Source organism: Pedobacter glucosidilyticus (assembly GCF_002483235.1).
Classification (GTDB): Bacteria; Bacteroidota; Bacteroidia; order Sphingobacteriales; family Sphingobacteriaceae; genus Pseudopedobacter; species Pseudopedobacter glucosidilyticum_B.
The window spans coordinates 72,550-94,348 of the sequence record NZ_DLHN01000023.1 but is presented as its reverse complement, the minus strand read 5'-3'; the positions used below and the strand labels follow the sequence as shown (position 1 = coordinate 94,348).

The window sequence follows — 21,799 nt, the reverse complement described above, 5'->3', positions numbered from 1 at the left end:
CGGAAAGCCAGTGGGTGAATGCTTAATTTTTAAACATTTATAAATAGCGTCAATGGTAGCGAAGTCGAAGGATAAGAAAAGGCTTCGACTCCGCCTGACACAAAGTGATGATTTGAGACAGCCTACTAACACACTAACCAATCTATTTATTTTATTTGAAGAAGATATAAAGTATCTCTTTAATTTCTTGATCTTAAAAAAGAGGCAGTCTTGATGGGCAAGACCGCCTCTTAACACTTAACTAACCTATCGCATTTATTTGGAGTATGAAGAAGATTTATCTTGCTCTTTAAAACTATTCTTCGGTAATCTCTTTAGGAGAACTTAAAAAAGAGGCAGTCTCGCTTATCAAGACCACCCCTATAACACACTTAACTAACTTTTCTTTTTTAATTTATGCTGAGGAAGATTCAATAAAGTCTCCTGTAAAAATTCTACTTTACCTGTATGTATATCATAAACGGCACCTACAATTAAAATCTCTCCGTCTACATACTTTTTATGTAAAATAGGTTCTAAATCTCTTAAATGATTTACTTGTTCAATTACATTTTGGCGAACTGCGTTATTCACAGGATCGCCCGGTAAATGCGCACATTTGGCAACTGCCGGTTTTATATCATTAATAAGGGTAACAATATGCCCTGGTACATTTTCTGGTCTTTGTACGGCTGCTGCTACTGCCCCACACTCGGTATGCCCTAAAACTACAATGAGTTTTGTATTAAGCTTTAAGGCAGCAAACTCCATACTTCCGTAAGATGCTGCTGCCGAGACCTGCCCTGCCGTACGGATGATAAATAAATCTCCCAAACCTTGATCAAAAATAACCTCATTTGGCACTCTAGAATCAGAACATCCTACAATGGTAGCAAATGGCTTTTGTCCGTTTTCTAATTGTTTAATGGTTTGTGCATCTTGTCTTGGCTTAATACTTTTACCTTCCACAAATCTTTTATTACCACCCATCAGCTTTTTTAAGCCTAAATGTGGGTCGGCATAGGCAGAATCTCTGTTGATGACATAATGCTCTGCTCGCCATTTTACCGAATCTATTTTAGCAACTACTTTACTACTGCTTTTTCTATTGGATTGTGCTTGTACACTTAAACTTGCTATAAACAAGCATATTAAGGTGATATAATAATTGATTTTCATTGTCTTGCTATTAAAGTGTATTTTAATGAGTTTAAAAATTAATCTTTAGTCCGCCATAATTTCTTTTGATAACATCTGTAGGAATAATAGGATTATGATGCACATCCAAAAATTTCAATTTCTTGAGTTCTTTAAGCTCTACCGGTATGGCTTCTAATTTATTGTCGCCTAAATACAAGGCCTCTATTTTCTGAAGCTTATTGATGTTTTTTGGTAAAACACGGATGCCATTATTCTCTAAGTGTAATATTTTGAGGTTTTTCATCCTACCTAAAATCTCTAAATCTTCTTCCAACTGTAGATTTTTCTCTTTATCCAGATACAACTCGGTAAGATTTTTTAAAGCGTCAAAGTTTTTAGGAAGCAAGGCAATCTCATTATCCCCAATATCCAACACTTTTAAGTTTTGAAGTGTGGTAACCTCAGGTGGAACACTAGATAAATGGGTATTCCTGAGATTTAAATATTGCAGATTTTTAAACTTGGCAATCTCCTCTAAATGATCAAGCTGTTGGTTTTGTAAGTTTAACCTAAACACCTTTTCAGGCTCTTTCAAAGCCTCCTCTAGAGTATTATACTCTTTTACTGTTACTTGGGCATCAGCCTTATGAGGTAATACCGCCAGTAAAACACATACGATAATGATTAATAATTGTAAGTAATCATACACTGTAAACCGCTGTAAGAAAGGTTCTTTTTTAGGTCTCATGATCATTTATTTTAGAGATTGCTGTGTTTTACTTTAAGCTACTTATCTTCTGTATTTAAAATGATAGGCGAATCTCCGTTGGTGATAATGGTTTTAGCATTTGGAGATGTAGATAGCTTATTAAAAGCCTCTATAGCCTTAAATCTTAATAGCATCGGAGATAAACCTTCTGAAATTATTTTTTGAGCATCTCTTACACCTTCGGCCTCAATGGTTCTACGTGTAGCTTCTTGGCGTTCTTTATCTAAGATAAATTGCATTCTTTGTGCATCCTGTTCTGCTTCTAGCTTTTCTTCAATAGCTTTGGTTAAACCCGGAGGCAATACGATACTCTTTAATAGTACCGATTCTATCACAAACCCTCTGCTTTGTAATTGCGACATCATCAACTCTTTAATAGATTTTTCTATCAAAGTTCTTTGGCCAGTGTGCATATCTTTTGCAAAGTATTGAGAAGAAACATCAGCCACGGCAGATCTAAATACGGGTATGATAACTACCTGCTCATAACTTTTACCTAAGTTTTCTACGATTTTAGGACCATAATCGCCAACCAACCTATATAAAATAGATACTTCTGATTGTACGGTTAAACCTTCTTTTGATGGCAATGGCAAGCGTACTTCCATATTAATGGTACGTGTTGGCAGCTTTATAATGGTAGTTGTAAAGGGATTAAATACCCTTGCACCTTCCATTAAAGGTTTTGGATTTATTTTACCAAAAGAGCGTTTAACACCAATCTCACCTTGTTTGATGATGGTACAACTACTTAATGATGCTACCGCCAGGCATGCTGAAAATAAAATAACTTTAGTTTTCATCTTATTAAAATTTAGATTACACATTCATTTTCTTTTATAGTGTAAACATAAATTTCTCTTATTAGACTAAACTTAAGCTGATATTAGGATGAGCTTAGAATTTATTGAGGATTTCCTTTCGGTAAGAACAAAATAAACTCTACAAATTCTGCTTCTTCTAAATGGACGTTTAAATAACCTTTGTGGATATCGATTATTCTTTTGGTAAGCGATAAACCTACCCCATGCCCTTTTACATTTTTAGAATTTGAGCCTCTGATAAAGGGATCAAAAATGATATCATTACTTAAATTCAAAGGCATGTTTAATTTGTTCTGAAATTTTATCTGAATTTCTTCCCTTAAAGTAAGCAATTTGATATGCGCCATTTGGTCTGAAGCAAATTTTACAGCATTTTCTATAAGATTAATAAAAGCACTGTATATCAGGCTTTCATTAGCGTAAACCTCTGGTAAATAATCTTCATGATCATCCAAATGCAGGTATATTTTACTCTCAGGGTATTTTTTATGAACCTCGGCCTTAGCTTGTATTAATAAGTCTACCACGTTAAGCAGGCTTGTTTTAATTTTGATATCATCAACATCAATACTATTTAGTTCTAATAAATTATTGGTGAGGATATTGAGTTGATTTACATCCTCTAAAACAGATTTTGCCATGCTGCGTAGTTCTTCAACATTATCATTGGCAAGCAAAGAAACTTGAATTTGCCCTGTAATAGCTGTTAAGGGTGTTCTTAACTCGTGTGAAGCATGAGACACAAAAGCCCTTTGTTTATGAAAAGCCTTTTGCAAACGGTCTAACATTTCGTTAAAACGTTGTGCCAACTGCCCCAATTCATCTTTTTTACTTCTTTGGCTAAGTCTTAAACTTAAATAAGACGCATGGATGGCATCTATTTCTTTAATCATTTGTTGCATAGGTTTAAGCAAGCCTCCGGCAAAAAATCTACCTAAAATAGCGCTTAAAGCAATCAATAAAATACTCCCGAAACCGAGTAAAATAGCTAAATTATGTTGTTTGCTTAAGCCATATTGATCTACTGCTGATACGATAACAATATAATCTTGAGCCCGATTTTTAATGATCATTCCAAATTCTTCTACCTCACCTTCTTCCCAAAAAACTTCTTGGTTGAGTTTTATTTCTTGTAATTTGGATGCAGAATAGCTATTGTTTTTTAATCCACTTTGATAGATAATTTCATCCTGAGCGTTGAAAATAACAATGTTTTCTTTACTAAGTGCGGTCATCTGATTACGACTTAGTATTTTAAGTAAATCAGGACTTACTTCTTCTTTATTAAAAACAATGGTAGCGGCAGTTAAGGCTTCTCTTTTTAGCCGAGTTTCAAATTCAGATTGCCGGTAAACATCACTTAAAAAGTAAATGGTTACGCAAAAAACCAATAATAAAACGGTAACGATGCTTAAAAATAAGACCGTCATTTTGGTTCTGATTGTCATTTCTGTTTTAAAATATAACCCATTCCTACTACAGTATGGATAAGTTTGTTTTGATGCCCTTTATCTACTTTATTACGGATATAATTGATATAAACTTCAACAAAATTGGTTCTGGTATCAAAATTAATATCCCAAACTTTTTCGGCCAACTCGATTTTAGAAACCACTTTACCCTTGTGTAGCATTAAATATTCTAGCAAACTAAACTCTCTGGCGGTAAGCTCTATTTCTTTACCTGCTCTGCGGGCAATTTTTTCGTTTAAATCTAGTTCTAAATCTGCTACTTGTAAAATTTCTTGTTGCTTAATCTTCTCGGGATAATACTTCAAAAGTGATTTTACCCTTACCAAAAGCTCCATAAAATCAAAAGGCTTAACCAAATAATCATTAGTACCAACCTCAAAACCCGATAATTTATCGGCCAGGCTTCCCATGGCAGTTAACATCAAAATAGGAATCCTGTTATCGCTTTTTCTAATTTGCTCGCAAACTGCCAAACCACTCATATCTGGCAAACCAATATCCAATATCACCAAATCATAATGGTTTTGATTAAAAAGACTAAGTGCCTGAAAACCACAATCTGCAATATCACTAGAGAAATCTTGAGTTTGTAAACCTTTATGGATAAAGGCTGCTACCTTTACCTCATCTTCTACAATGAGTATATTTTTTTTTTCTAACATGTTTGTACAGCATTAAGATGTTTTGATGAATATTAAAATGCTCTTGTATATCATCCTCAAAAACAACATAAAACTAATTGATTAAATTAGGTAGAAATTATATCAACCTTAGAAATATATTAGAATTTATTTCTATCCGGGTAAAAATCATGAATCTAACGTTCTGCTTAATCGTAATGGCACTTTCTTTACTTAGGTTCATCCTCGTTCAAAAAAGTTATTTATCATCATTTTAAAATTAATTTGGATTAGTTCTAAATAAAACAGAAATTTGAACTTCTATGAATCAACTAGCGCAAATTACACAAACAGAAGTCTTTAGCACCAATTTTGGCTCTATTAGTCATTGCCCTAGAACAGATTTACTGACTTTAACATTTTCAGGCAAAACGGTTACTTATAAATATCCTTGTTTACAAAGGCTAAATAAAGTTATTAACCAAGTTGATTTAGCTAAAATGACTGATGCTAGCCACTCTGGCTTAGAGATTATTTTCTTGTGCGGTGCCGAGGATTGCTTTGTATTAGATATTCATGAAATTTTAGGGCTTAAAGATTTATTACATGGTACTTTTACCATGTTTAACTTAAACAGCACTATTAAAGACTGCCTTCAAAGAGTCATCTGATAATTAGATTAACTCCAAATTACTTTTCTAATCTGCCTACGGTGTAATATTTGTTATATTTAGGATATAAAAATTTACATCATGAAAGATTTAGTACGTCATAAAAGTTTACTTTCTACCGAGATAGAAAGCAGCTTAAATCAGCAAATAAAAAAAGAAGCTCATTCATCGTCTCTATATTTAGCTATGGCTTCTTGGTGTGATAGAAATGGTTTTGATTGTTCTGCTCAATATTTCTATGATCAATCAGAAGAAGAGCGTAAGCACCAAATGAAATTATTTCATTACGTTTTAGATATGGGTGGTACAGCTATTTCGCCAGACATCAATAATATCAAAATTGAGTATATGAGCTTTAGAGAGGTTTTTGAGGATGCGTTAGAACAAGAGATCGCTATTACACAATCTTTTAAAAATATTGCTGCAAAATGCCATAAAGAACAGGATTTTGTAACCTTAGAATTTCTAAACTGGTTCTTTAAAGAGCAACGCGAAGAAGAATTTAAAGCAAGAAGAGCTTTAGAATTATTTGATTTAATTGGCGAAGCTGGAACCGGCCGTTGGGAAATTGATAGACATATTGCTAAAATAAAATATAGCGAAGGCGAAGAAGCTTAAAAAGCGCTAAACCAACATTAAAAAAGCGATAAAAAAATTATCGCTTTTTTAGTTTTAGCTCATCTAAAGTTTTGAAAATTTGCTTTTCTGTATATTCTTTAAGCCAGATATTTTGAGGCTGTAGGTTTAAAATGGGGGCAAACTTGCATCTATCGGTACATTCTATCCTAATCACTTCTGTATCTGTATGTTTTACATAAGATTTTAAAGATTTATAACAATCCTTACCACCTCTTTTAGCACATTTGCTTCCGGTACAAACGTAAATGATGTTCTCTGGTTCGTAAAACTTACTCATGCTATGGTATGTATTTCTTCGCAACTTACCTCATCCAGAGGATGTGTTTTTTGCTCTATCAAATCTTTAATTTCTCCTTTGGCATTAACCACTATTGCAGAAAGTTTCTTGCATTTATATGCGCCAGTATCTATACAGATAGCATGGGCAGCTTCGTCATATTTAGCTTTTTCTGCGGGTGTATGCCCATAAACCTGTAATTGTGGAAGTCTTTTTATGCCGTTTCTTTGATACAAAACACTATCTACATGATCCGGATTAAAGGGTTCTGCTGTTTCACAAACGCCGGCATGGCTTACCAATAAATGAGGCGTTTGGTAATATAAAGGCATTTTTTTAAACAACTCAGCATCAGGCTCTATTCTTCTGCCATGATATAAATACTGAGAAAATGTTTTCTCTCCAGATTTTTGAAACCACTCTTCGTTATACTGGTTAAGTACATGTTTGTAAAAATACTCTTCGTGGTTACCTCTAATAAAAACGCTATCAGGTTCTTCATCTTTAAGATTAAAAGCCAGTTCTACTACTTGCGGACAAAAATTACCATGGTCTACCAAATCTCCAACAAAAATAAGCTGTTGTGTATTGGGTTTCCATTTTTTTAATAAAGCTTGTAAAGTATGTAAACACCCATGAACGTCTCCTACAATAAAGTGTTCTTTTTTCTTTTTCGGCATGAATTTGTATGAAAAATATTAATTGAAATCTTTATTCAACAAACGTTCCAAATCGGTAAAACTAATATTCATTTTCACCCTCCCCTGCTGTGCATAAGAAATCTCCCCTGTTTCTTCAGAAACGATTAAGGCAGTAGCCTCGCTAGACTCGGTTACGCCTATTCCGGCCCGGTGTCTTAAACCAAATTGCGGTGGTAACTTATCATTCTCTGTTAAAGGTAAAATACAGCTGGCAGATTTTATTTTGTTTTCTGATATGATAACAGCACCATCATGTAAAGGACTGTGTTTTTGAAAAATACTTTCCAATAAACGTTTAGAAATTTTTGCATCCATCATTTCACCACTATTAGCAAAAGCATCTTGATCAAAGTATTTTGCAAAAACAATTAAAGCGCCTGTTCTGGTCTTTTTCATGGATTTGCAGGCATCAATAATAGGTTTAATTTTGGCCATATTGTTTTTCTCGAGCTCTTCTTTACCAAACATCAGCTTTAGCCAAATCTTATTTTTTAGAGAGATATTTTTACCTATTGTAAGTAAAAACCTCCTAAACTCTTGCTGAAAAACGATAATCAAAGCAATAAAACCTACGCTAACAAAACTGCCCAAAATACCTGCCAGCAATTTCATGTTTAGTTGCTCTACCACAAAATAAACCACATAAATTAGGATGAAACCTATAAAAATATTAACGGCAATAGTTCCTCTTATTAAATTATAGATGTAATAAATGATAACAGCTACTAAAAGTATATCGATGACATCTAATACGGTAAGTTTTAAGAAGCTAAAGTCGAGAAAATCCATATTTTATTATTGTGATGTTGTAATTTATCAAAAATTATTGAAAAATTGCGGCTATTGTGCTTTAAGGTAGGTTTGATAAAGACTAATACTCTCTTTTGCTGCCTTTACATCATGAACTCTTAATATTGCCGCCCCATTTTGAAGTGCTATAGTGTTTAAAACTGTAGTACCATTTAATGCTTCATCTGCCATGGTATTAAGCGTTTTCCAAATCATAGATTTTCTGGAAAGCCCCGCCAAAACTGGGAAACCTAATATTTCAAAAGTAGCCATATGCTTTAATAAACTAAAGTTTTGGCTAATATCTTTTGCAAAGCCAAAACCTGGGTCTATCATGATGTCATGCACCCCATAAGCTTTTAATTGCTGAATTTTAGTTGAGAAATAATACATCATCTCTTCCATCATATCTTCATAATGGGTTTGAGATTGCATATTTTGAGGTGTACCTTTCATGTGCATCAAGATGTAGGGGACTTTTAGTTTCCCCACAGTTTCAAACATCTTTGGGTCTAAATTACCACCCGATATATCATTAACGATATGCGCACCAGCATGTATAGCTTTTTCTGCCACACCAGCCCTAAAGGTATCAATAGAAATAAAAGCTTGTTTAAATTCTTTACTGATGAGTGTTACTGCTGGTAAAAGTCTGGCTTCTTCCTCGGCTTCGCTTATATCTTGCGCTCCTGGTCTTGATGAATAGGCTCCTAAATCTAAAAAATCTGTCCCTTCGGCAAGCATTTTTTCTGCCTGTTTAAGAATTTCATGGTTAGTATTTACCCTACTGCCAGAAAAAAAAGAATCTGGCGTGATATTGATAATCCCCATAACAATAGGTTCACTTAAATCCATCAATTCTCCACCAATATTTAATGTGTTTTTCACCCGAAGCCTTGTATCTTTAACCATTATTTTAAATATGAATACCAACAGAACCCTCTTTCATCTATAATCATGATAAATAAAGGGCAGAATTTTTAAAAGCAACAAAATAGCCATAATTTTACGATTTAAATAAACCCATGATCAGATTGGCAGCTCAAACATCCACACAATACGACACAATAATAAAGGTATGTAAAGACCTTTTCATGAAAAAAACCCGTGATTATGGTACCGCATGGAGAATTTTACGTCCATCTTCTATAACCGACCAAATTTTTATTAAGGCGCAAAGAATAAGAACTTTAGAGGAGAAAAAAGTGAGTAAAGTTGGTGATGATATTAAGGGGGAATACATCGGCATCATTAATTACTGCATAATAGCTATGATACAGCTTGAGCTTGATGATAGTGCTGCTACCGAGCTTGAACCCAATATTGTAGAAGTTAATTTTGACCAAAAAGTTACCGAAACAAAAGAGCTGATGTTTGCCAAAAACCATGATTATGGCGAGGCTTGGAGAGATATGCGTGTAAGCTCTTTAACAGATTTAATCTTGATGAAAATTTTACGTGTTAAACAAATTGAAGATAACAAAGGGCAAACAGAGGCTTCTGAAGGTGTAAAAGCTAATTATCAAGATATGATGAATTACGCTATTTTTGCATTGATTAAATTGTCTTAACTGATAAGCTCTTAACCTATGTTACATCATAAATACATCCTTTTATTTAGTCGGATATTTGTTGGTCTCCTTTTTATTTTCTCAGGACTCATTAAATTAAACGACCCTCTAGGTTTTTCTTACAAACTGGAAGAATATTTTGAAGTTTTCCATGTTGTTTTTTTAAACCCAATTTCAGTCTATCTATCTATCTTTTTATGCGCTCTTGAAGCGGTATTAGGGGTATTTTTACTAACTGGGATATCTTCTAAAAAGGTAAGTTGGGGCTTATTATTACTGATTGTATTTTTCACTTTCTTAACCTTTTACTCGGCAGCTTTTGATGTGGTAAAAACCTGTGGTTGCTTTGGTGATGCCATACCTTTAACACCTTGGCAATCTTTCAGTAAAGATTTAATCTTACTGGTCTTTATCATTTACATCTTCTTTAATAAAGCGCATATTAAACCTGTAGCAACAGAAAAATCTGGCCGAACAGCCATTATCTCTTTAACCATTGGCTTAACCATATTGTTTGGCATCTATACTTATGCCTATTTACCTATTATAGATTTTTTACCTTATAAAGTTGGCGCTAATATTCCAGATGCGATGCGTATACCTGAAGGTGCGCCACAAAATGAGTATGAAATTATCTATACCCTAAAAAACAAGAAAACTGGCGAGCAGCAGGAAATGAGCGATAAAAAGTATCTGGAAACTAAAATTTATGAAAATCCGGATTGGGAGTTAATCAGTTCATCAGAACCTAAGCTTATAAAACAAGGCTATCAACCAAAAATAAGCGATTTAAATATTTACGATTCGCAAGGCGTAAGCTATACCAAAGAGTTGGTAGAAAACCCGTACTACAATTTAATTGCGGTTGGTTGGAAGTTAGATAAAGCTAATAAAAAAGCTGCTGGAGATATTAATGCTTTGGCTATAAATGCTGCTGAAAACTTTAATATCCGTACGGTTTGGCTAACAGCAAATTCTGCTACAGATGCCGAAAAGTTTATCAAAGAAAATAAATTGGTAATGGAATTTTTTTATGCCGATGCTGTACCGCTTAAAAGTATGGTAAGGGCTAATCCGGGCTTGATTCTACTAAAAAATGGTACTGTAATCAATAAATGGTCATCTAATGCTTTGCCCAATTATAACCATTTAGTAGAACAATACTTCAGTAAAAACTAAAGATGAAAATATTCTTAATAGGTTTTATGGGTTGCGGAAAATCCAGAATGGGTAAAAACCTTTCGTCCAAAATAAACCGCCCTTTTATAGATTTAGACACTTTAATAGAAAGTACACAGCATAAAACTGTACCTGAAATTTTTACTGAACTAGGTGAAAATGGTTTTAGAGAAATTGAGCGTGATTTACTGCAAAATAGCGCTATTGCTGATGACGCTATAATTTCTACCGGTGGCGGTGCGCCTTGTTTCTTTGATAATATGGATTGGATGAACGCCAACGGGCTAACCATTTTTATTGACCCACCTGTTAAGGTTTTAGCAGATAGATTGATAAACGCCAAAACCGAGCGCCCTTTAATAAAAGGTAAAAGCTTTGATGAGCTGGTTTTGTTTGTTGAAGATAAACTAAAAGAACGCAGACCTTTTTACGAGAAAGCACAAATTTCTTTACATGGAGTGAGCTTAACACCAGAAATATTACTAGAAGAATTAGAGAAAAAAGGTATTAAACTGGTTTAAGCCAGTTTACCGATAACCTTAAATCGTTCAAAAACCTGTGCTGTATGTGGTGCATCTTTTAACTCGGCAGTTAAATCTTGGCCAGCCCAATGCTCATAATGTTTTCCTTTTAGCCATAGTCTGCTTTGGCTTACATCATAAATTAAACCTAAATAAGCAACCCATATTTGTGGCTTATCTTGTCCGTTTCTTAAAGCTAACTGAGATTTGGTGTAAACAGGCAATTCTTCTTCTATCATGCAGCTTGTTTCTTATTTCTAAAGAATTCAAAGAAAAGCAAATTCATCAAAAATAAAGACATCGAATAAAAATGATCCTCAAAAGGGATAGTTCCAACTCTGAAACCCATATTTTCTGCATCATTATACATCACAATGGGGATAGCAGTTAATATCCCATTTACAATGTAAAAAGGCAATAAAGAAACCAAATACGCAATGTAAAACTTACCCATATTTAAATGGTGCTTAGCAAAAATGGTATAGAGTAAAACCACCAAAAGGGTACTAAAATTTACCAAACTGTAAATCCTATCGTAAAATAATACCAGCATGATAACGCATAAAATTATCAGGAGCCAGCTGATGGCGCTTATAATTTTAGCTGAGATTTCTATCTTAAAATAGGCTATTAAGCACTCGTAAATAAAAATACAAGCAAAAGGGATGGTTATAAAAAACATGATTTCTTCTAGTGGTAAATCAAAAAACCTAATACCCAGAATATAATCATTATTAAAAGACCAAACTTGGTTAATGGTAAAAATATAATCCCAAAGAAGGTAAAGAAGCCCGGTAATGAATAAGCCAGGGAGTATAAATTTCCACTTTTTATAGTAGTGTACCTTTTTATCAAAAGATAAGATAATAGGAAAGAAAACTGTTAAAATATTGATGAGCAGATAACTCAGTTTATTATCCATTTATGCTAATACTTTTCTTAAAACATTTACTTCTGCCTCACTACATCTTTTACTATCTATCATAAAGTTAACCATATTTTTAAGGATGGTTTCATCTACATGTAAAGCTTGCACATTTGATTTCTGTACCAATTCTAAAATCTTCTTTTTATCTATTTCCAAATGTTTACTATAACCTAAAAATGGTGGTAAAAAATGCTCTAAACTAAACCTCAAAAATCTTATTTCTAACTGGTTAGGACTTAACTCAACAGCTTTATCAATAGTTTTGCAACCTTGCTTTAAAAAAGCCATTTTATTAACAGGGTTCCAAGAGTGTTTGGCTCTTACAGCATCTGCAGAGCCTAAATATGCCATAATGAGTGGACTTGGATTTTTTATCGCTTTTAAATCTTTATAAAGCTTATCGGCAACATCAGCATTTTTAATTGCTTCTACATAATCTCTTCTGATTTTTTGAATATCATAAGCAAAACCATTAACCGCAAAACAGGCTACAAACAAAAAGCAAAAGACAATATTTTTCATAATTTCATATTCTTGTATAAACAAACGTAAAAAAGTTAAACAAAGTTTAGTTTGTTTTTAATCAATGCTTGTGCCATCAAGAATATCTTCTGCGCATCTGGAATACGTATTCTTTTACTTGCTATGGTTTGGGCTGATGTGGCTCTTATTTTCTCAAATAATTTAAGATAATAAACATAGGCAATGTAAACCCCCAGTTTAGAACCTGCTGGAAGTTGTTTTATCCCTTCTAAAGCATCATCAAAATCTGCTTTGATGTCTTTTTCTATTTCTTGTTTATCAGCCTCTGTAAATTTTGTAAAATCAATACCGGGGAAATAAGTTCTGCCCCTTTCTTCAAAATCAGATTTAATATCTCTCAAAAAGTTAATTTTCTGAAAGGCAGAGCCCAAACTTCTTGCTTTTGGTAATAAAGTAGCATAAAGTTGATGATTACCCTCACAAAATACTCTTAAACACATTAAACCTACCACTTCTGCAGAGCCATAGATGTATGCTTTATAGCTATCATCGGTATAACGGGTTTTATCTAAATCCATTTCCATAGATTTTAGAAAAGCATCTATCAAATGAAACTCAATATGATATTGTGTTACCACCAATTGGAAAGCATGCAGTACAGGATTTAAACTTATTTTACGCTCTATCGCTTCTACGGTATCTTTTCTAAACTGAGTAATTAAGCTTTCTTTATCCTGATCATGAAAAGTATCAACAATTTCATCAGCAAAACGCACAAAGCCATAGATGGCGTAAATAGGTGGTCTAAACTTTTTATCAAAAGCCTTAATACCCAAACTAAACGAAGTACTGTAATTGTTGGTAATAATTTTACTGCAATCTAAGCAGGTTTGGGTGTATAAATCCATCAAGAGCTAAAATTGTAAAATATATTCAGATTACAAAAATCCATCTGCTTTTGTTTGTCTTTGGTTGTATTGATTTTATGGCTTAACTAATAAAAACCATAAATCAAGAAATTGTAAAACAAATTGGTTTATTTTGGATTTATCAATCAGCATGGGTACTCAATCTAAAATTTCCGTTATAGGAGCAGGCTTTTCTGGTCTGGCAGCAGCTACAATATTGGCAAAAAAAGGTTATCAGGTAACTTTAATTGAAAAGAATGACCAAACCGGTGGCCGGGCAAGAATATGGCAAAGCAAAGGTTTTACTTTTGATATGGGACCAAGTTGGTACTGGATGCCCGATATTTTCGAAAACTATTTCAACCTGTTTGGCAAAAGCGTTAAAGATTATTATCAGCTTATACAGTTAGACCCCGGATATAGAATTTACTTCGGTGAGGATGAAATCATGAACATCCCAGCCAATATGCAAGAGCTAGAAGCTTTATTTGAACAGTACGAGCCAGGAAGCAGCGTGGGTTTAAGAAAATTTATGGAGCAAGCGGCTTATAAGTATAAAACCGCCATGAGTGATTATGTTTTTAGACCTTCGCACTCTATCACCGAGTTTATAGATTTAAGAATGATGCTGGAAAGCTTACGCATACACATGCTTAAACCTATGAGTTCTCATGTAAGAAAGTACTTTAAAAACCCAAAACTGATACAATTACTAGAATTTCCGGTTTTGTTTTTAGGTGCTACAGCACAAAAAATACCGGCTATGTACAGTTTAATGAATTATGCTGATTTAGCTATGGGAACTTGGTACCCGATGGGCGGTATGCACCAAATTGTGAAAGCCATGACTAAGCTTGCAGAGGAGCAAGGGGTAAAAATATTGCTGAACACAGAAGTAAAAAAAATAGTAGTGGATAAAAATAAGGCTACTACTTTAGTAACCAATAATGGTAATATTGAAGCAGATTTTGTGATATCAGGCGCAGACTATGAACATACAGATCAACAGCTTTTAGAACCAAAAAACAGAAATTATACTGCCGAGTATTGGAACAAAAGAACCATGTCTCCTTCATCTTTATTGTTTTACATTGGTTTAGATAAAAAACTAGAAGGCATAAAACATCATAATTTATTTTTTGATGAAGATTTAGACCAACACGCTAAAGAAATTTATACCACACCACAATGGCCCAGCAAGCCTTTATTTTATGTTTGTTGCCCATCACAAACAGATGATACGGTAGCTCCAGCAGGAAAAGAAAACTTATTTTTCTTGATACCGCTAGCCCCGGGTTTAGAAGATTCAGATGAACTGAGAGAGAAATATTACAACATCATCATGGATAGGTTTGAGAACATCACCAAGCAAAAAGTTAGGGGACATGAAATCATCAAAAGAAGTTATGCCATGGAAGATTTCAAAAAAGATTACCATTCTTATAAAGGTAACGCTTATGGTTTGGCAAATACCTTAGCACAAACCGCATTTTTTAAACCTGCTATGCGAGCTAAGAAAGTAATCAACTTACTATTTACAGGTCAATTAACAGTACCAGGACCGGGTGTACCACCTTCGCTAATTTCTGGTCAAGTTGCCGCAACAGAAGCCGATAAGTATTTAAAAGGAATTTAGGTAGAAAGAAAAGAAGTAAAACTTCTTAGGCTGCAACAGCCTCAGAAGTTTTACGGTCATAAGCTTTCAAACTCTTTTTAAGCAATTTTCTGGCTACGTGTATTCTGGTTTTAACTGTACCTATAGGAATAGCTAAGTGGTCTGCAATTTCGTGGTATTTGTAACCTTCAAAGTACATGGTGAAAGGTACATAATACTCTTCTTGTAATTTGGATAAAGCCTTTTTAATATCATCCATCACAAACTTAGGCTCACCACCGTTTACGGTTGCAGAATAAGACAATTGTGAAGACGAAATCTCATCTGTTTTAGTTACAAAAGTATTAATCTTCACAAATCTACGATAGTTATTAATGAAGGTGTTCTTCATGATGGTATATAACCATCCTTTCAAGTTTGTACCTTCCTTAAATTTGTTGTAATAGGTAATTGCCTTTAACATTGTATCCTGTACCAAATCATTGGCATCATCAGCATCATGTGTAAAATGTAAGGCATACATTTTAAGTGATGATGCTTGGCGCATTACTAGGGTGTTAAATTCTATCTTAGTCATTTTGTTTAACTTTTTTGATTAATACCTAAACAAACTTAATGATTATAATTTGTAATTCGCAAATTTTGTTTAAGTTTTTTGTCAAAAAAATTAAACAATATGTTGCAACACTTTTTTGCTCTCAAAAGTTAGACCAAAGGTGTATAAATAAGGTTTTCAGGATTTTAATCTAATATCAGGTAGTAAAAAAATTACATACCTTAATTAAAAAATGTTTACTTCACGTTCTAAGACAACGCCAAACTTTTGTTGAACAGAATGTATAATGGATGTAGAAAAATCATAAACTTCTTTGCCACTTGCGCCACCGTGGTTTACTATAACCAAAGCTTGCTGGTGCCAAGTACCTGTATGCCCTACCACTTTTCCTTTCCAGCCACACTGCTCTATTAACCAGCCAGCAGCCAACTTCACTTGATTGTTGGGTACTAAAAAGTACACCATTTCCGGAAACTGTTTATGTAATAGGTCAAATTGTTCTTTTGTTATGATAGGATTTTTGAAAAATGAGCCTGCATTACCAATAGTAGATGGATCAGGTAATTTAGAAACTCTAATTTCTGATACTACTTTAGAAACATCACTTACAGTAGGATGTTCAATGTTTCTTTTTGATAACTCTGCTTGTATAGCACCGTAACTGATGTTAATTTGAGGTATCAAAGACAGTTTAAACTTTACACTGCAAATGATATATTGCCCTTTTAAAGCTTGTTTAAAAACGCTCTCGCGATAAGCAAACTTACAATCGGCATGAGTAAAATGCTTAAAAGTACCCGTGGCAATTTCAAAAGCTTTACAACTTTCAAAAACATCTTTAAGCTCTACCCCATAAGCCCCAATATTTTGGATAGGCGAAGCACCAACAGAGCCAGGTATAAGGCTTAAATTTTCTACTCCGGCAAAGCCCCAGTGTACACAATAATTTACAAAATCATTCCATACCTCGCCAGCACCTGCTTCTACCACAACTTCTTCATGATTGATACGGTGCGCTATCCCTCTGATGTTCATCCTGATAACTAAACCATCAAAATCTTGTGTGAGTAAAATATTACTACCACCACCTAAAACCAAACGTGGGCTTTGGTGCCATTGCGGGTCTAGAAATAATTCTACCAGCTCATCCTCTCTACTTATTTCAACAAAATATTTAGCAAAAACCTCAATTTGAAAGGTATTGAAATTCTTTAAAGAAACATTTTGATGAATTTGTAACATGGTGAAATTAAATTGATGTTCTGAAATGGTAACTAGCTTTTAAAATATTTTTTGGATGCCCAAAGTAATCCAAATTCTTCTGAAGGCATTTTTTCTGTTGATTTATGATGGATTTTATGCGCTCTTCTGATACCTTTTAAATATTTATTTTCGGTTTTAAATGCTTTAAAACGATTATGAATAAACCAATCGTGAAAAATAAAATAGATAATACCATAAAGAGAAATCCCTACACCTATCCAAAATTTATAGTTTAGCATTACCTGGTTATCCCACATCAGCCAGCAGGCTAATATCCCAAAACCCAAACTAAAAACATCATTAAATTCAAAAAAACCGTGTCTTTGTTGGTGGTGTGTTTTATGAATAAACCAAAGCGGACCATGGAATAAGTATTTGTGCAAAGCCCAAGAAACTAATTCCATCATCACAATAGTAAGTGCAATTATGCCAAGTGCGTAATACCAAATCATAAATTAAATAAAAAACAAAGATGCATTTAAATTCTGTATCATTAATTTAGCTAAATTAATTTTCTGCATTTAAGATGGAGCAACAAGATAAAAAAAGAGAACAAATTATAGAAGCTGCTTTAAAACGTTTTGCCCATTTTGGTCTTAGCAAAACAACCATGAATGAAATTGCAGCAGATTTAAACTTTTCTAAAGCTCTTCTTTATTATTATTTCCCAGATAAAATAAATCTTTATGCAGGTGTTTTAGAAAAGATTTTTTCTGAAGTAGCACAACAAATAGACAAAAATATTGCGAAAGCCCGTTTGCCAGAAGATGCTCTAAAAGCTTATATGGAAGCAAAAAGCAGCTTTCTCGAAAAATATTTCCCTATTCTTGATTTTAGCAAGCTTACTAACATTGAAAAATATCAGGATCTAAAAAAGATTATTGAAAAAGCCAACCAATCAGAAATTACACACTTAAAACAAATTATAGACATTGGTATACAAACCCACCAATATAAAGTTGCTGATGCTACCTATACCGCACAATTACTTTTTGATGCTATACAAGGTATAAGAGTTTTATACTTTAACCAGGTTCAAGTCCCTTTCGGGATAGATAAAAAGTTCATTAGAATGATATCAGAAAGGCAAAAAGAAATTGTTTACATCTTTTTAAAAGGCCTTAGCTGCTAAAAACACAAACGTCATTTTATTATCATAAACGATAGCATTGAAACAAAATGTTTTGATGTGAATTTTTTTGGCTTTACTTTTGACTAATTAATTTAAAAAGTCAGTAAGTTTAATATTCAAAAAGTAAATACATGACAGAGCAGATAACAGATTACAAGAAAGAGCAAATCATAGCTACTGCCTTGAAACGCTTTGCTCATTTTGGTATTGCAAAAACTACCATGAATGAGATAGCTGATGATTTATCGCTCTCCAAAGCATCTTTGTATTATTATTTTCCTGATAAAACTTCTTTGATTTTAGCTGTAGGCCATTATATTCTTTTTGATTTTGTTAAGCAGCAGGAGGCCACATTAAATAAGGCTTTAAATTTTAAAACTGGCATGCAGAACCTTATTGATATCCGAATTGAATTTGGCAAAAAGTATTTCATGATGCATATAGGCGATGGGCAAGGTGATTCTTATTTCCACGACCAACAATTACATCACCTGATGGAAGATGTAAGACAGCAAGAACAGTTGTTGCTCATGGCTTTCATGAAAAAAATGCAGCAGCAGGGCGAGTTAAAAGCTTTGGATATCGTTGCTACCTCGCAAATTTTTACTGATGTACTTACAGGAATTTGGGTTTTCGAAATTCATGTTCTTCACAAAACCTTAATCCCATCTGAAGATCAATTTAACAACATCAGAACAAAATGTTTAAACATGCTTCATATTTTTTACGATGGAATTAAAAGAGCTTGATTTAGAGCAAAGAATATTAGAAAAAGCCCGAGCATTATTTTTCGTTTTCGGGATAAAAAGTATCTCTATGGATGATATTGCCAAAAATTTAGGCATATCTAAAAAAACGCTGTATCAGTATTATCGTGATAAAACAGCCCTACTAGAGCTTATTATTGATGATTTACTAGAAACACACGGTAAAGAAATTGAAAACGCACAGCAAACAGGTAAAAATGCCATACAAGAAGTTTATTTACAAACTCAGGTTATTTTAAACCTCTTTAAAAATATCAGCCCGAATATCTTTTTTGAAATCAGTAAATACTTTCCACTGCTTGATGAAAGATTTACCAAACACCGCATACAATGTATAAAAAAATGTATCAGAGAAAATATCATCCGTGGTATGGATGAAGAGCTGTATCGTAAAGATTTAGATATAGATTTTGTAGCGCAAATTAGGCTTAACCAAATCACAGCTGCTTTTGATGAAAAAGCTTATCCGGCAGATGAATTTAGCATTTCTGATACCTTATTTAAGCTTACCGATTTTTATTTAAATGCTATTTGCCAAACAGCAGGCAAGAAATTATTAAACAGTATCAAAACTCAGTATATATAAAAATGAAAACAATCAAAATCATGTTGTTAATGGCTATAAGCTTATCTATAGCCGAGCTAAGTACAGCGCAACAAATAAATTTAACCTTAAAAGATGCCTTGCAGTATGCTATCAAAAACAATGAAAATATCAAAAAAGCAAAATTGGATATTGATGGAGGAAGGTATAAAACAGAAGAAGTTAGAGCCCAGGCTTTACCACAGTTAAATGCCAATAGTAGCCTTGCGTATAACCCCATTTTAGGACAAATTGTATTTGGAGATCAATCTATACAAATTGGCCGTAGGTGGAATGCCCAAGCTGGCTTACAGGTAGACCAGCAGATTTTTAATCAGCAGGTTTTTACAGGTTTAAAAGCCGCAAAATCAAGCGAACAATATTATGAGCTTAATGCTAACCTTACCGAAGAGCAAATTATAGAGCAGGTAGCTAATAATTATTATCAAATTTTAGTCAGTAAACAACAGCTTTATGTTATAGACACCAATATTAAAAACGTAAAAGTTGTAGAAAAAATCATCAAAAACCAATACGCTAATGGCTTGGCTAAAAAAATTGATGTAGACCGTATTCAGGTAAACTTAACCAATTTATATACCCAAAGAGAGCAATTTGCCAATACCATTACACAACTGGAAAATCAGCTCAAATACGCCATGGGGATGCCTGTTAAAACGGCTATTACCTTACCTCAGGAAGAATTACAAGAAGTTGTAAAAATCCCTTTTTTAACGGATACAGTTGATGTAGCTGGCAGAACAGAATTGAGATTGTTGAACGTACAAAAAGACTTATTAGGCTTGCAAAGAAAAGCTTATCAATCTGAATACTACCCTACTTTATCTTTAACGGGTAATTACAACTATACTAGCCAGAGTGATAAATTTGATTTCTTTAAATCTGGCGAAAAACAGGCAATTGGCTTTGATGCATCAGCTATTGGGCTAACCTTAAGAATACCCATTTTTAACGGTTTTGCTACTCGCTCTAGAATTAAACAGGCAGAAATTGACATTCAAAAAGCCGAAGAAGACCGCAAGCAAACTCAAAATGCGCTTAACGCTGATTATGAAAATGCAAAAATCAAACTCAGAAACAGTGTTAACACCATCAACTCGCAAAAACAAAATGTTACACTAGCCCGAGAAATTTACACCAGTACCCAAAATAATTATAACAACGGTTTAGCTTCTTTAACCGATTTATTGGATACTGAAAATGCCTTAACAGAAGCGCAAAACAGTTATAATCAAGCATTATTAAACTATAAAATAGCAGAAATACAGTTAATTAAATCAAACGGTAACATCAAAACATTATTAAACTAAGATCATGAAAAAGATAATTATACCCGTAATAAGCGTAATTGCAGTAGTTGTAGTTATAGGTTGGGTTCTTGCTAATAATAAGAAAAAAAATAAGGAAAAAACTGCAGTTGTAGCTGCTGGTAAAGGTGCGGTAGCTGTAAGAACAGCTGTTGTAAAAAAGAATGAAATAAACATGAATTTTACTGCCAATGGTACTTTTGCTGCGGCACAAGATTTAGAGTTTTCTGCCGAAAACTCTGGTAGGGTTACCCGTATCACGGTGGATGAAGGAAGCAGAGTTTCTAAAGGACAAATTTTAGCTTACATAGATGCTGAAATTTTAAATGTTGGCGTTAGAAATGCAGAAGCTGCTTACCAAAACGCCGCTAGAGATTTGGAACGCTACCAAAGTTCTTTTAGTACCGGTGGTGTTACACAACAACAGTTAGACCAAGCTAAATTAGGTGTAGAAAATGCTAAGGCCGGCTTACAAGAAGCCAAAAGAAGATTAAAAGACGCCAATATTAAATCGCCCATAAATGGCATTGTAAACAAACGTTTAATAGAACAGGGCGCCTATATTTCGCCAGGTACCAAGTTATTTGAGTTGGTTGATGTTTCTAAACTAAAGCTTGCCTTAACTGTTAACGAGAGCCAAGTGGCTAACTTAAAAATTGGCGACCAAGTAAGGATAAAATCTAATGTTTTTAACGATAAAAATTTCAACGGAAAAATCACTTTTATTGCCCCTAAGGCTGATAATACTTTAAACTTTCCTATAGAGATTGAGCTAAGTAATAATCCTAACAACCAAATAAAAGCTGGTATGTACGGCACTGCCATATTTGAGTTTCCTAAACAAGCCGCTACCATAACTATCCCTAGAACTTCTTTTGTAGGTAGCGTAAGTAGTAATAAAATCTATATCGCACAGGGCGATGTTGCTAAAGAAAGAAATGTTATAGCTGGAAGAGTTTTTGGCGACCAGGTAGAAATATTAGAAGGATTAAAAGAAGGAGAAACTGTCATTACAAGTGGGCAAATCAACTTGGTTGATGGCACTCCTATTTCTCCAGTTAAATAATCAGAAAATAAAAAACAA

27 protein-coding genes are annotated in these 21,799 nt (G+C 33.7%); 11 read left to right on the top strand and 16 right to left on the bottom strand.

Annotated features, from left to right (window positions below):
* Positions 1-375: 375 nt before the first annotated feature.
* The 5 genes from B2745_RS09385 to B2745_RS09365 all read right to left on the bottom strand — a co-directional run bounded on the left by B2745_RS09385 (position 376) and on the right by B2745_RS09365 (position 4,846).
* Entirely contained in the window at positions 376-1,158 is a 783-nt protein-coding gene (locus B2745_RS09385; protein ID WP_304065715.1) for a carbonic anhydrase, read from the bottom strand.
* 31 nt (positions 1,159-1,189) lie between these two features.
* Positions 1,190-1,867, bottom strand: coding sequence for a leucine-rich repeat domain-containing protein (locus B2745_RS09380; RefSeq protein WP_304065712.1), 678 nt, complete (start codon positions 1,865-1,867; stop codon positions 1,190-1,192).
* A 38-nt stretch (positions 1,868-1,905) separates the two neighbouring features.
* A complete protein-coding gene (locus B2745_RS09375; RefSeq protein ID WP_026903258.1) occupies positions 1,906-2,691 on the bottom strand; it encodes a prohibitin family protein in 786 nt (261 codons plus the stop codon).
* Positions 2,692-2,792: 101 nt separating this feature from the next.
* Positions 2,793-4,160 (bottom strand): HAMP domain-containing sensor histidine kinase, encoded by a 1,368-nt coding sequence (locus tag B2745_RS09370; RefSeq protein ID WP_304065710.1) that lies wholly within the window; start codon positions 4,158-4,160, stop codon positions 2,793-2,795.
* Positions 4,157-4,846: a response regulator transcription factor gene (locus tag B2745_RS09365; protein ID WP_026903260.1), complete on the bottom strand. Its 690-nt coding sequence runs from the start codon at positions 4,844-4,846 to the stop codon at positions 4,157-4,159. The genes B2745_RS09370 and B2745_RS09365 overlap by 4 nt, the downstream gene beginning before the upstream one ends.
* Before the next feature lie 281 nt (positions 4,847-5,127).
* Between B2745_RS09365 and B2745_RS09360 the strand changes: the two genes are divergently transcribed.
* Together B2745_RS09360 and B2745_RS09355 are read left to right on the top strand one after the other, a co-directional pair.
* On the top strand, positions 5,128-5,475 hold the full coding sequence (locus B2745_RS09360; RefSeq protein ID WP_051291053.1) for a hypothetical protein: 348 nt from the start codon (positions 5,128-5,130) through the stop codon (positions 5,473-5,475).
* 81 nt (positions 5,476-5,556) lie between these two features.
* Positions 5,557-6,093 carry a ferritin gene (locus B2745_RS09355; RefSeq protein ID WP_026903261.1) on the top strand — a complete coding sequence of 179 codons (537 nt, stop codon included), beginning with the start codon at positions 5,557-5,559 and terminating at the stop codon, positions 6,091-6,093.
* A 37-nt stretch (positions 6,094-6,130) separates the two neighbouring features.
* Here B2745_RS09355 and B2745_RS09350 read toward each other — a convergent pair whose 3' ends face one another.
* Genes B2745_RS09350 through folP form a run of 4 tightly spaced genes read right to left on the bottom strand, consistent with a single transcriptional unit; the run spans position 6,131 to position 8,769 of the window.
* The gene (locus B2745_RS09350) at positions 6,131-6,391 is read right to left on the bottom strand and encodes a (2Fe-2S) ferredoxin domain-containing protein (RefSeq protein WP_304065707.1); all 261 of its coding nucleotides are present in this window, start codon (positions 6,389-6,391) and stop codon (positions 6,131-6,133) included.
* Positions 6,388-7,071, bottom strand: coding sequence for a metallophosphoesterase family protein (locus B2745_RS09345; RefSeq protein ID WP_304065704.1), 684 nt, complete (start codon positions 7,069-7,071; stop codon positions 6,388-6,390). Before B2745_RS09345 ends, B2745_RS09350 begins: the two co-directional genes overlap by 4 nt.
* An 18-nt stretch (positions 7,072-7,089) precedes the next feature.
* Entirely contained in the window at positions 7,090-7,881 is a 792-nt protein-coding gene (cdaA, locus tag B2745_RS09340; protein WP_304065701.1) for a diadenylate cyclase CdaA, read from the bottom strand.
* A gap of 51 nt (positions 7,882-7,932) precedes the next feature.
* On the bottom strand, positions 7,933-8,769 hold the full coding sequence (folP, locus tag B2745_RS09335) for a dihydropteroate synthase (RefSeq protein WP_349681781.1): 837 nt from the start codon (positions 8,767-8,769) through the stop codon (positions 7,933-7,935).
* Positions 8,770-8,975: 206 nt separating this feature from the next.
* Between folP and B2745_RS09330 the strand changes: the two genes are divergently transcribed.
* Genes B2745_RS09330 through B2745_RS09320 form a run of 3 tightly spaced genes read left to right on the top strand, consistent with a single transcriptional unit; the run spans position 8,976 to position 11,152 of the window.
* A complete protein-coding gene (locus B2745_RS09330; RefSeq protein WP_304065695.1) occupies positions 8,976-9,452 on the top strand; it encodes a DUF1599 domain-containing protein in 477 nt (158 codons plus the stop codon).
* Between the two features lie 18 nt (positions 9,453-9,470).
* Positions 9,471-10,631 (top strand): BT_3928 family protein, encoded by a 1,161-nt coding sequence (locus tag B2745_RS09325; RefSeq protein ID WP_304065692.1) that lies wholly within the window; start codon positions 9,471-9,473, stop codon positions 10,629-10,631.
* Positions 10,632-10,633: 2 nt separating this feature from the next.
* The gene (locus tag B2745_RS09320) at positions 10,634-11,152 is read left to right on the top strand and encodes a shikimate kinase (RefSeq protein ID WP_304065689.1); all 519 of its coding nucleotides are present in this window, start codon (positions 10,634-10,636) and stop codon (positions 11,150-11,152) included.
* On the opposite strand, the gene B2745_RS09315 is transcribed toward B2745_RS09320, so the two are convergent.
* The 4 genes from B2745_RS09315 to B2745_RS09300 are packed head-to-tail and all read right to left on the bottom strand — an operon-like array spanning position 11,149 to position 13,471.
* Positions 11,149-11,391: a cytochrome b5 domain-containing protein gene (locus B2745_RS09315; RefSeq protein ID WP_304065687.1), complete on the bottom strand. Its 243-nt coding sequence runs from the start codon at positions 11,389-11,391 to the stop codon at positions 11,149-11,151. The genes B2745_RS09320 and B2745_RS09315 overlap by 4 nt on opposite strands.
* Complete coding sequence (locus tag B2745_RS09310; protein WP_304065685.1) at positions 11,388-12,074, bottom strand: lycopene cyclase domain-containing protein; 687 nt, start codon at positions 12,072-12,074, stop codon at positions 11,388-11,390. Before B2745_RS09310 ends, B2745_RS09315 begins: the two co-directional genes overlap by 4 nt.
* Positions 12,075-12,602: a hypothetical protein gene (locus tag B2745_RS09305; protein ID WP_304065682.1), complete on the bottom strand. Its 528-nt coding sequence runs from the start codon at positions 12,600-12,602 to the stop codon at positions 12,075-12,077.
* Positions 12,603-12,637: 35 nt separating this feature from the next.
* Positions 12,638-13,471: a phytoene/squalene synthase family protein gene (locus tag B2745_RS09300; protein ID WP_304065680.1), complete on the bottom strand. Its 834-nt coding sequence runs from the start codon at positions 13,469-13,471 to the stop codon at positions 12,638-12,640.
* A gap of 151 nt (positions 13,472-13,622) precedes the next feature.
* Here B2745_RS09300 and B2745_RS09295 point away from each other — a divergent pair, with 151 nt between their 5' ends.
* Entirely contained in the window at positions 13,623-15,107 is a 1,485-nt protein-coding gene (locus B2745_RS09295; RefSeq protein ID WP_304065678.1) for a phytoene desaturase family protein, read from the top strand.
* Positions 15,108-15,132: 25 nt separating this feature from the next.
* Here the strand turns inward: B2745_RS09295 and B2745_RS09290 are convergent, their stop codons facing one another.
* From B2745_RS09290 to B2745_RS09280, 3 genes are all read right to left on the bottom strand, one after another.
* Positions 15,133-15,663, bottom strand: coding sequence for an RNA polymerase sigma factor (locus tag B2745_RS09290; RefSeq protein ID WP_026903286.1), 531 nt, complete (start codon positions 15,661-15,663; stop codon positions 15,133-15,135).
* 204 nt (positions 15,664-15,867) lie between these two features.
* Positions 15,868-16,884, bottom strand: coding sequence for a UDP-N-acetylmuramate dehydrogenase (murB, locus tag B2745_RS09285; protein ID WP_304065674.1), 1,017 nt, complete (start codon positions 16,882-16,884; stop codon positions 15,868-15,870).
* A gap of 32 nt (positions 16,885-16,916) precedes the next feature.
* Positions 16,917-17,357, bottom strand: a complete 441-nt coding sequence (locus B2745_RS09280; RefSeq protein ID WP_304065671.1) for a sterol desaturase family protein — start codon at positions 17,355-17,357, stop codon at positions 16,917-16,919.
* A 74-nt stretch (positions 17,358-17,431) separates the two neighbouring features.
* On the opposite strand from B2745_RS09280, the gene B2745_RS09275 reads away from it, so the two are divergent.
* The 5 genes from B2745_RS09275 to B2745_RS09255 all read left to right on the top strand — a co-directional run bounded on the left by B2745_RS09275 (position 17,432) and on the right by B2745_RS09255 (position 21,781).
* Positions 17,432-18,037: a TetR/AcrR family transcriptional regulator gene (locus tag B2745_RS09275; RefSeq protein WP_304065668.1), complete on the top strand. Its 606-nt coding sequence runs from the start codon at positions 17,432-17,434 to the stop codon at positions 18,035-18,037.
* Between the two features lie 131 nt (positions 18,038-18,168).
* Entirely contained in the window at positions 18,169-18,786 is a 618-nt protein-coding gene (locus B2745_RS09270; RefSeq protein WP_304065665.1) for a TetR/AcrR family transcriptional regulator, read from the top strand.
* Positions 18,767-19,390 carry a TetR/AcrR family transcriptional regulator gene (locus B2745_RS09265; RefSeq protein WP_304065662.1) on the top strand — a complete coding sequence of 208 codons (624 nt, stop codon included), beginning with the start codon at positions 18,767-18,769 and terminating at the stop codon, positions 19,388-19,390. Before B2745_RS09270 ends, B2745_RS09265 begins: the two co-directional genes overlap by 20 nt.
* A gap of 2 nt (positions 19,391-19,392) precedes the next feature.
* The gene (locus B2745_RS09260) at positions 19,393-20,718 is read left to right on the top strand and encodes a TolC family protein (RefSeq protein WP_304065661.1); all 1,326 of its coding nucleotides are present in this window, start codon (positions 19,393-19,395) and stop codon (positions 20,716-20,718) included.
* Positions 20,719-20,722: 4 nt separating this feature from the next.
* Positions 20,723-21,781: an efflux RND transporter periplasmic adaptor subunit gene (locus B2745_RS09255; RefSeq protein ID WP_304065659.1), complete on the top strand. Its 1,059-nt coding sequence runs from the start codon at positions 20,723-20,725 to the stop codon at positions 21,779-21,781.
* Positions 21,782-21,799: the final 18 nt, after the last annotated feature.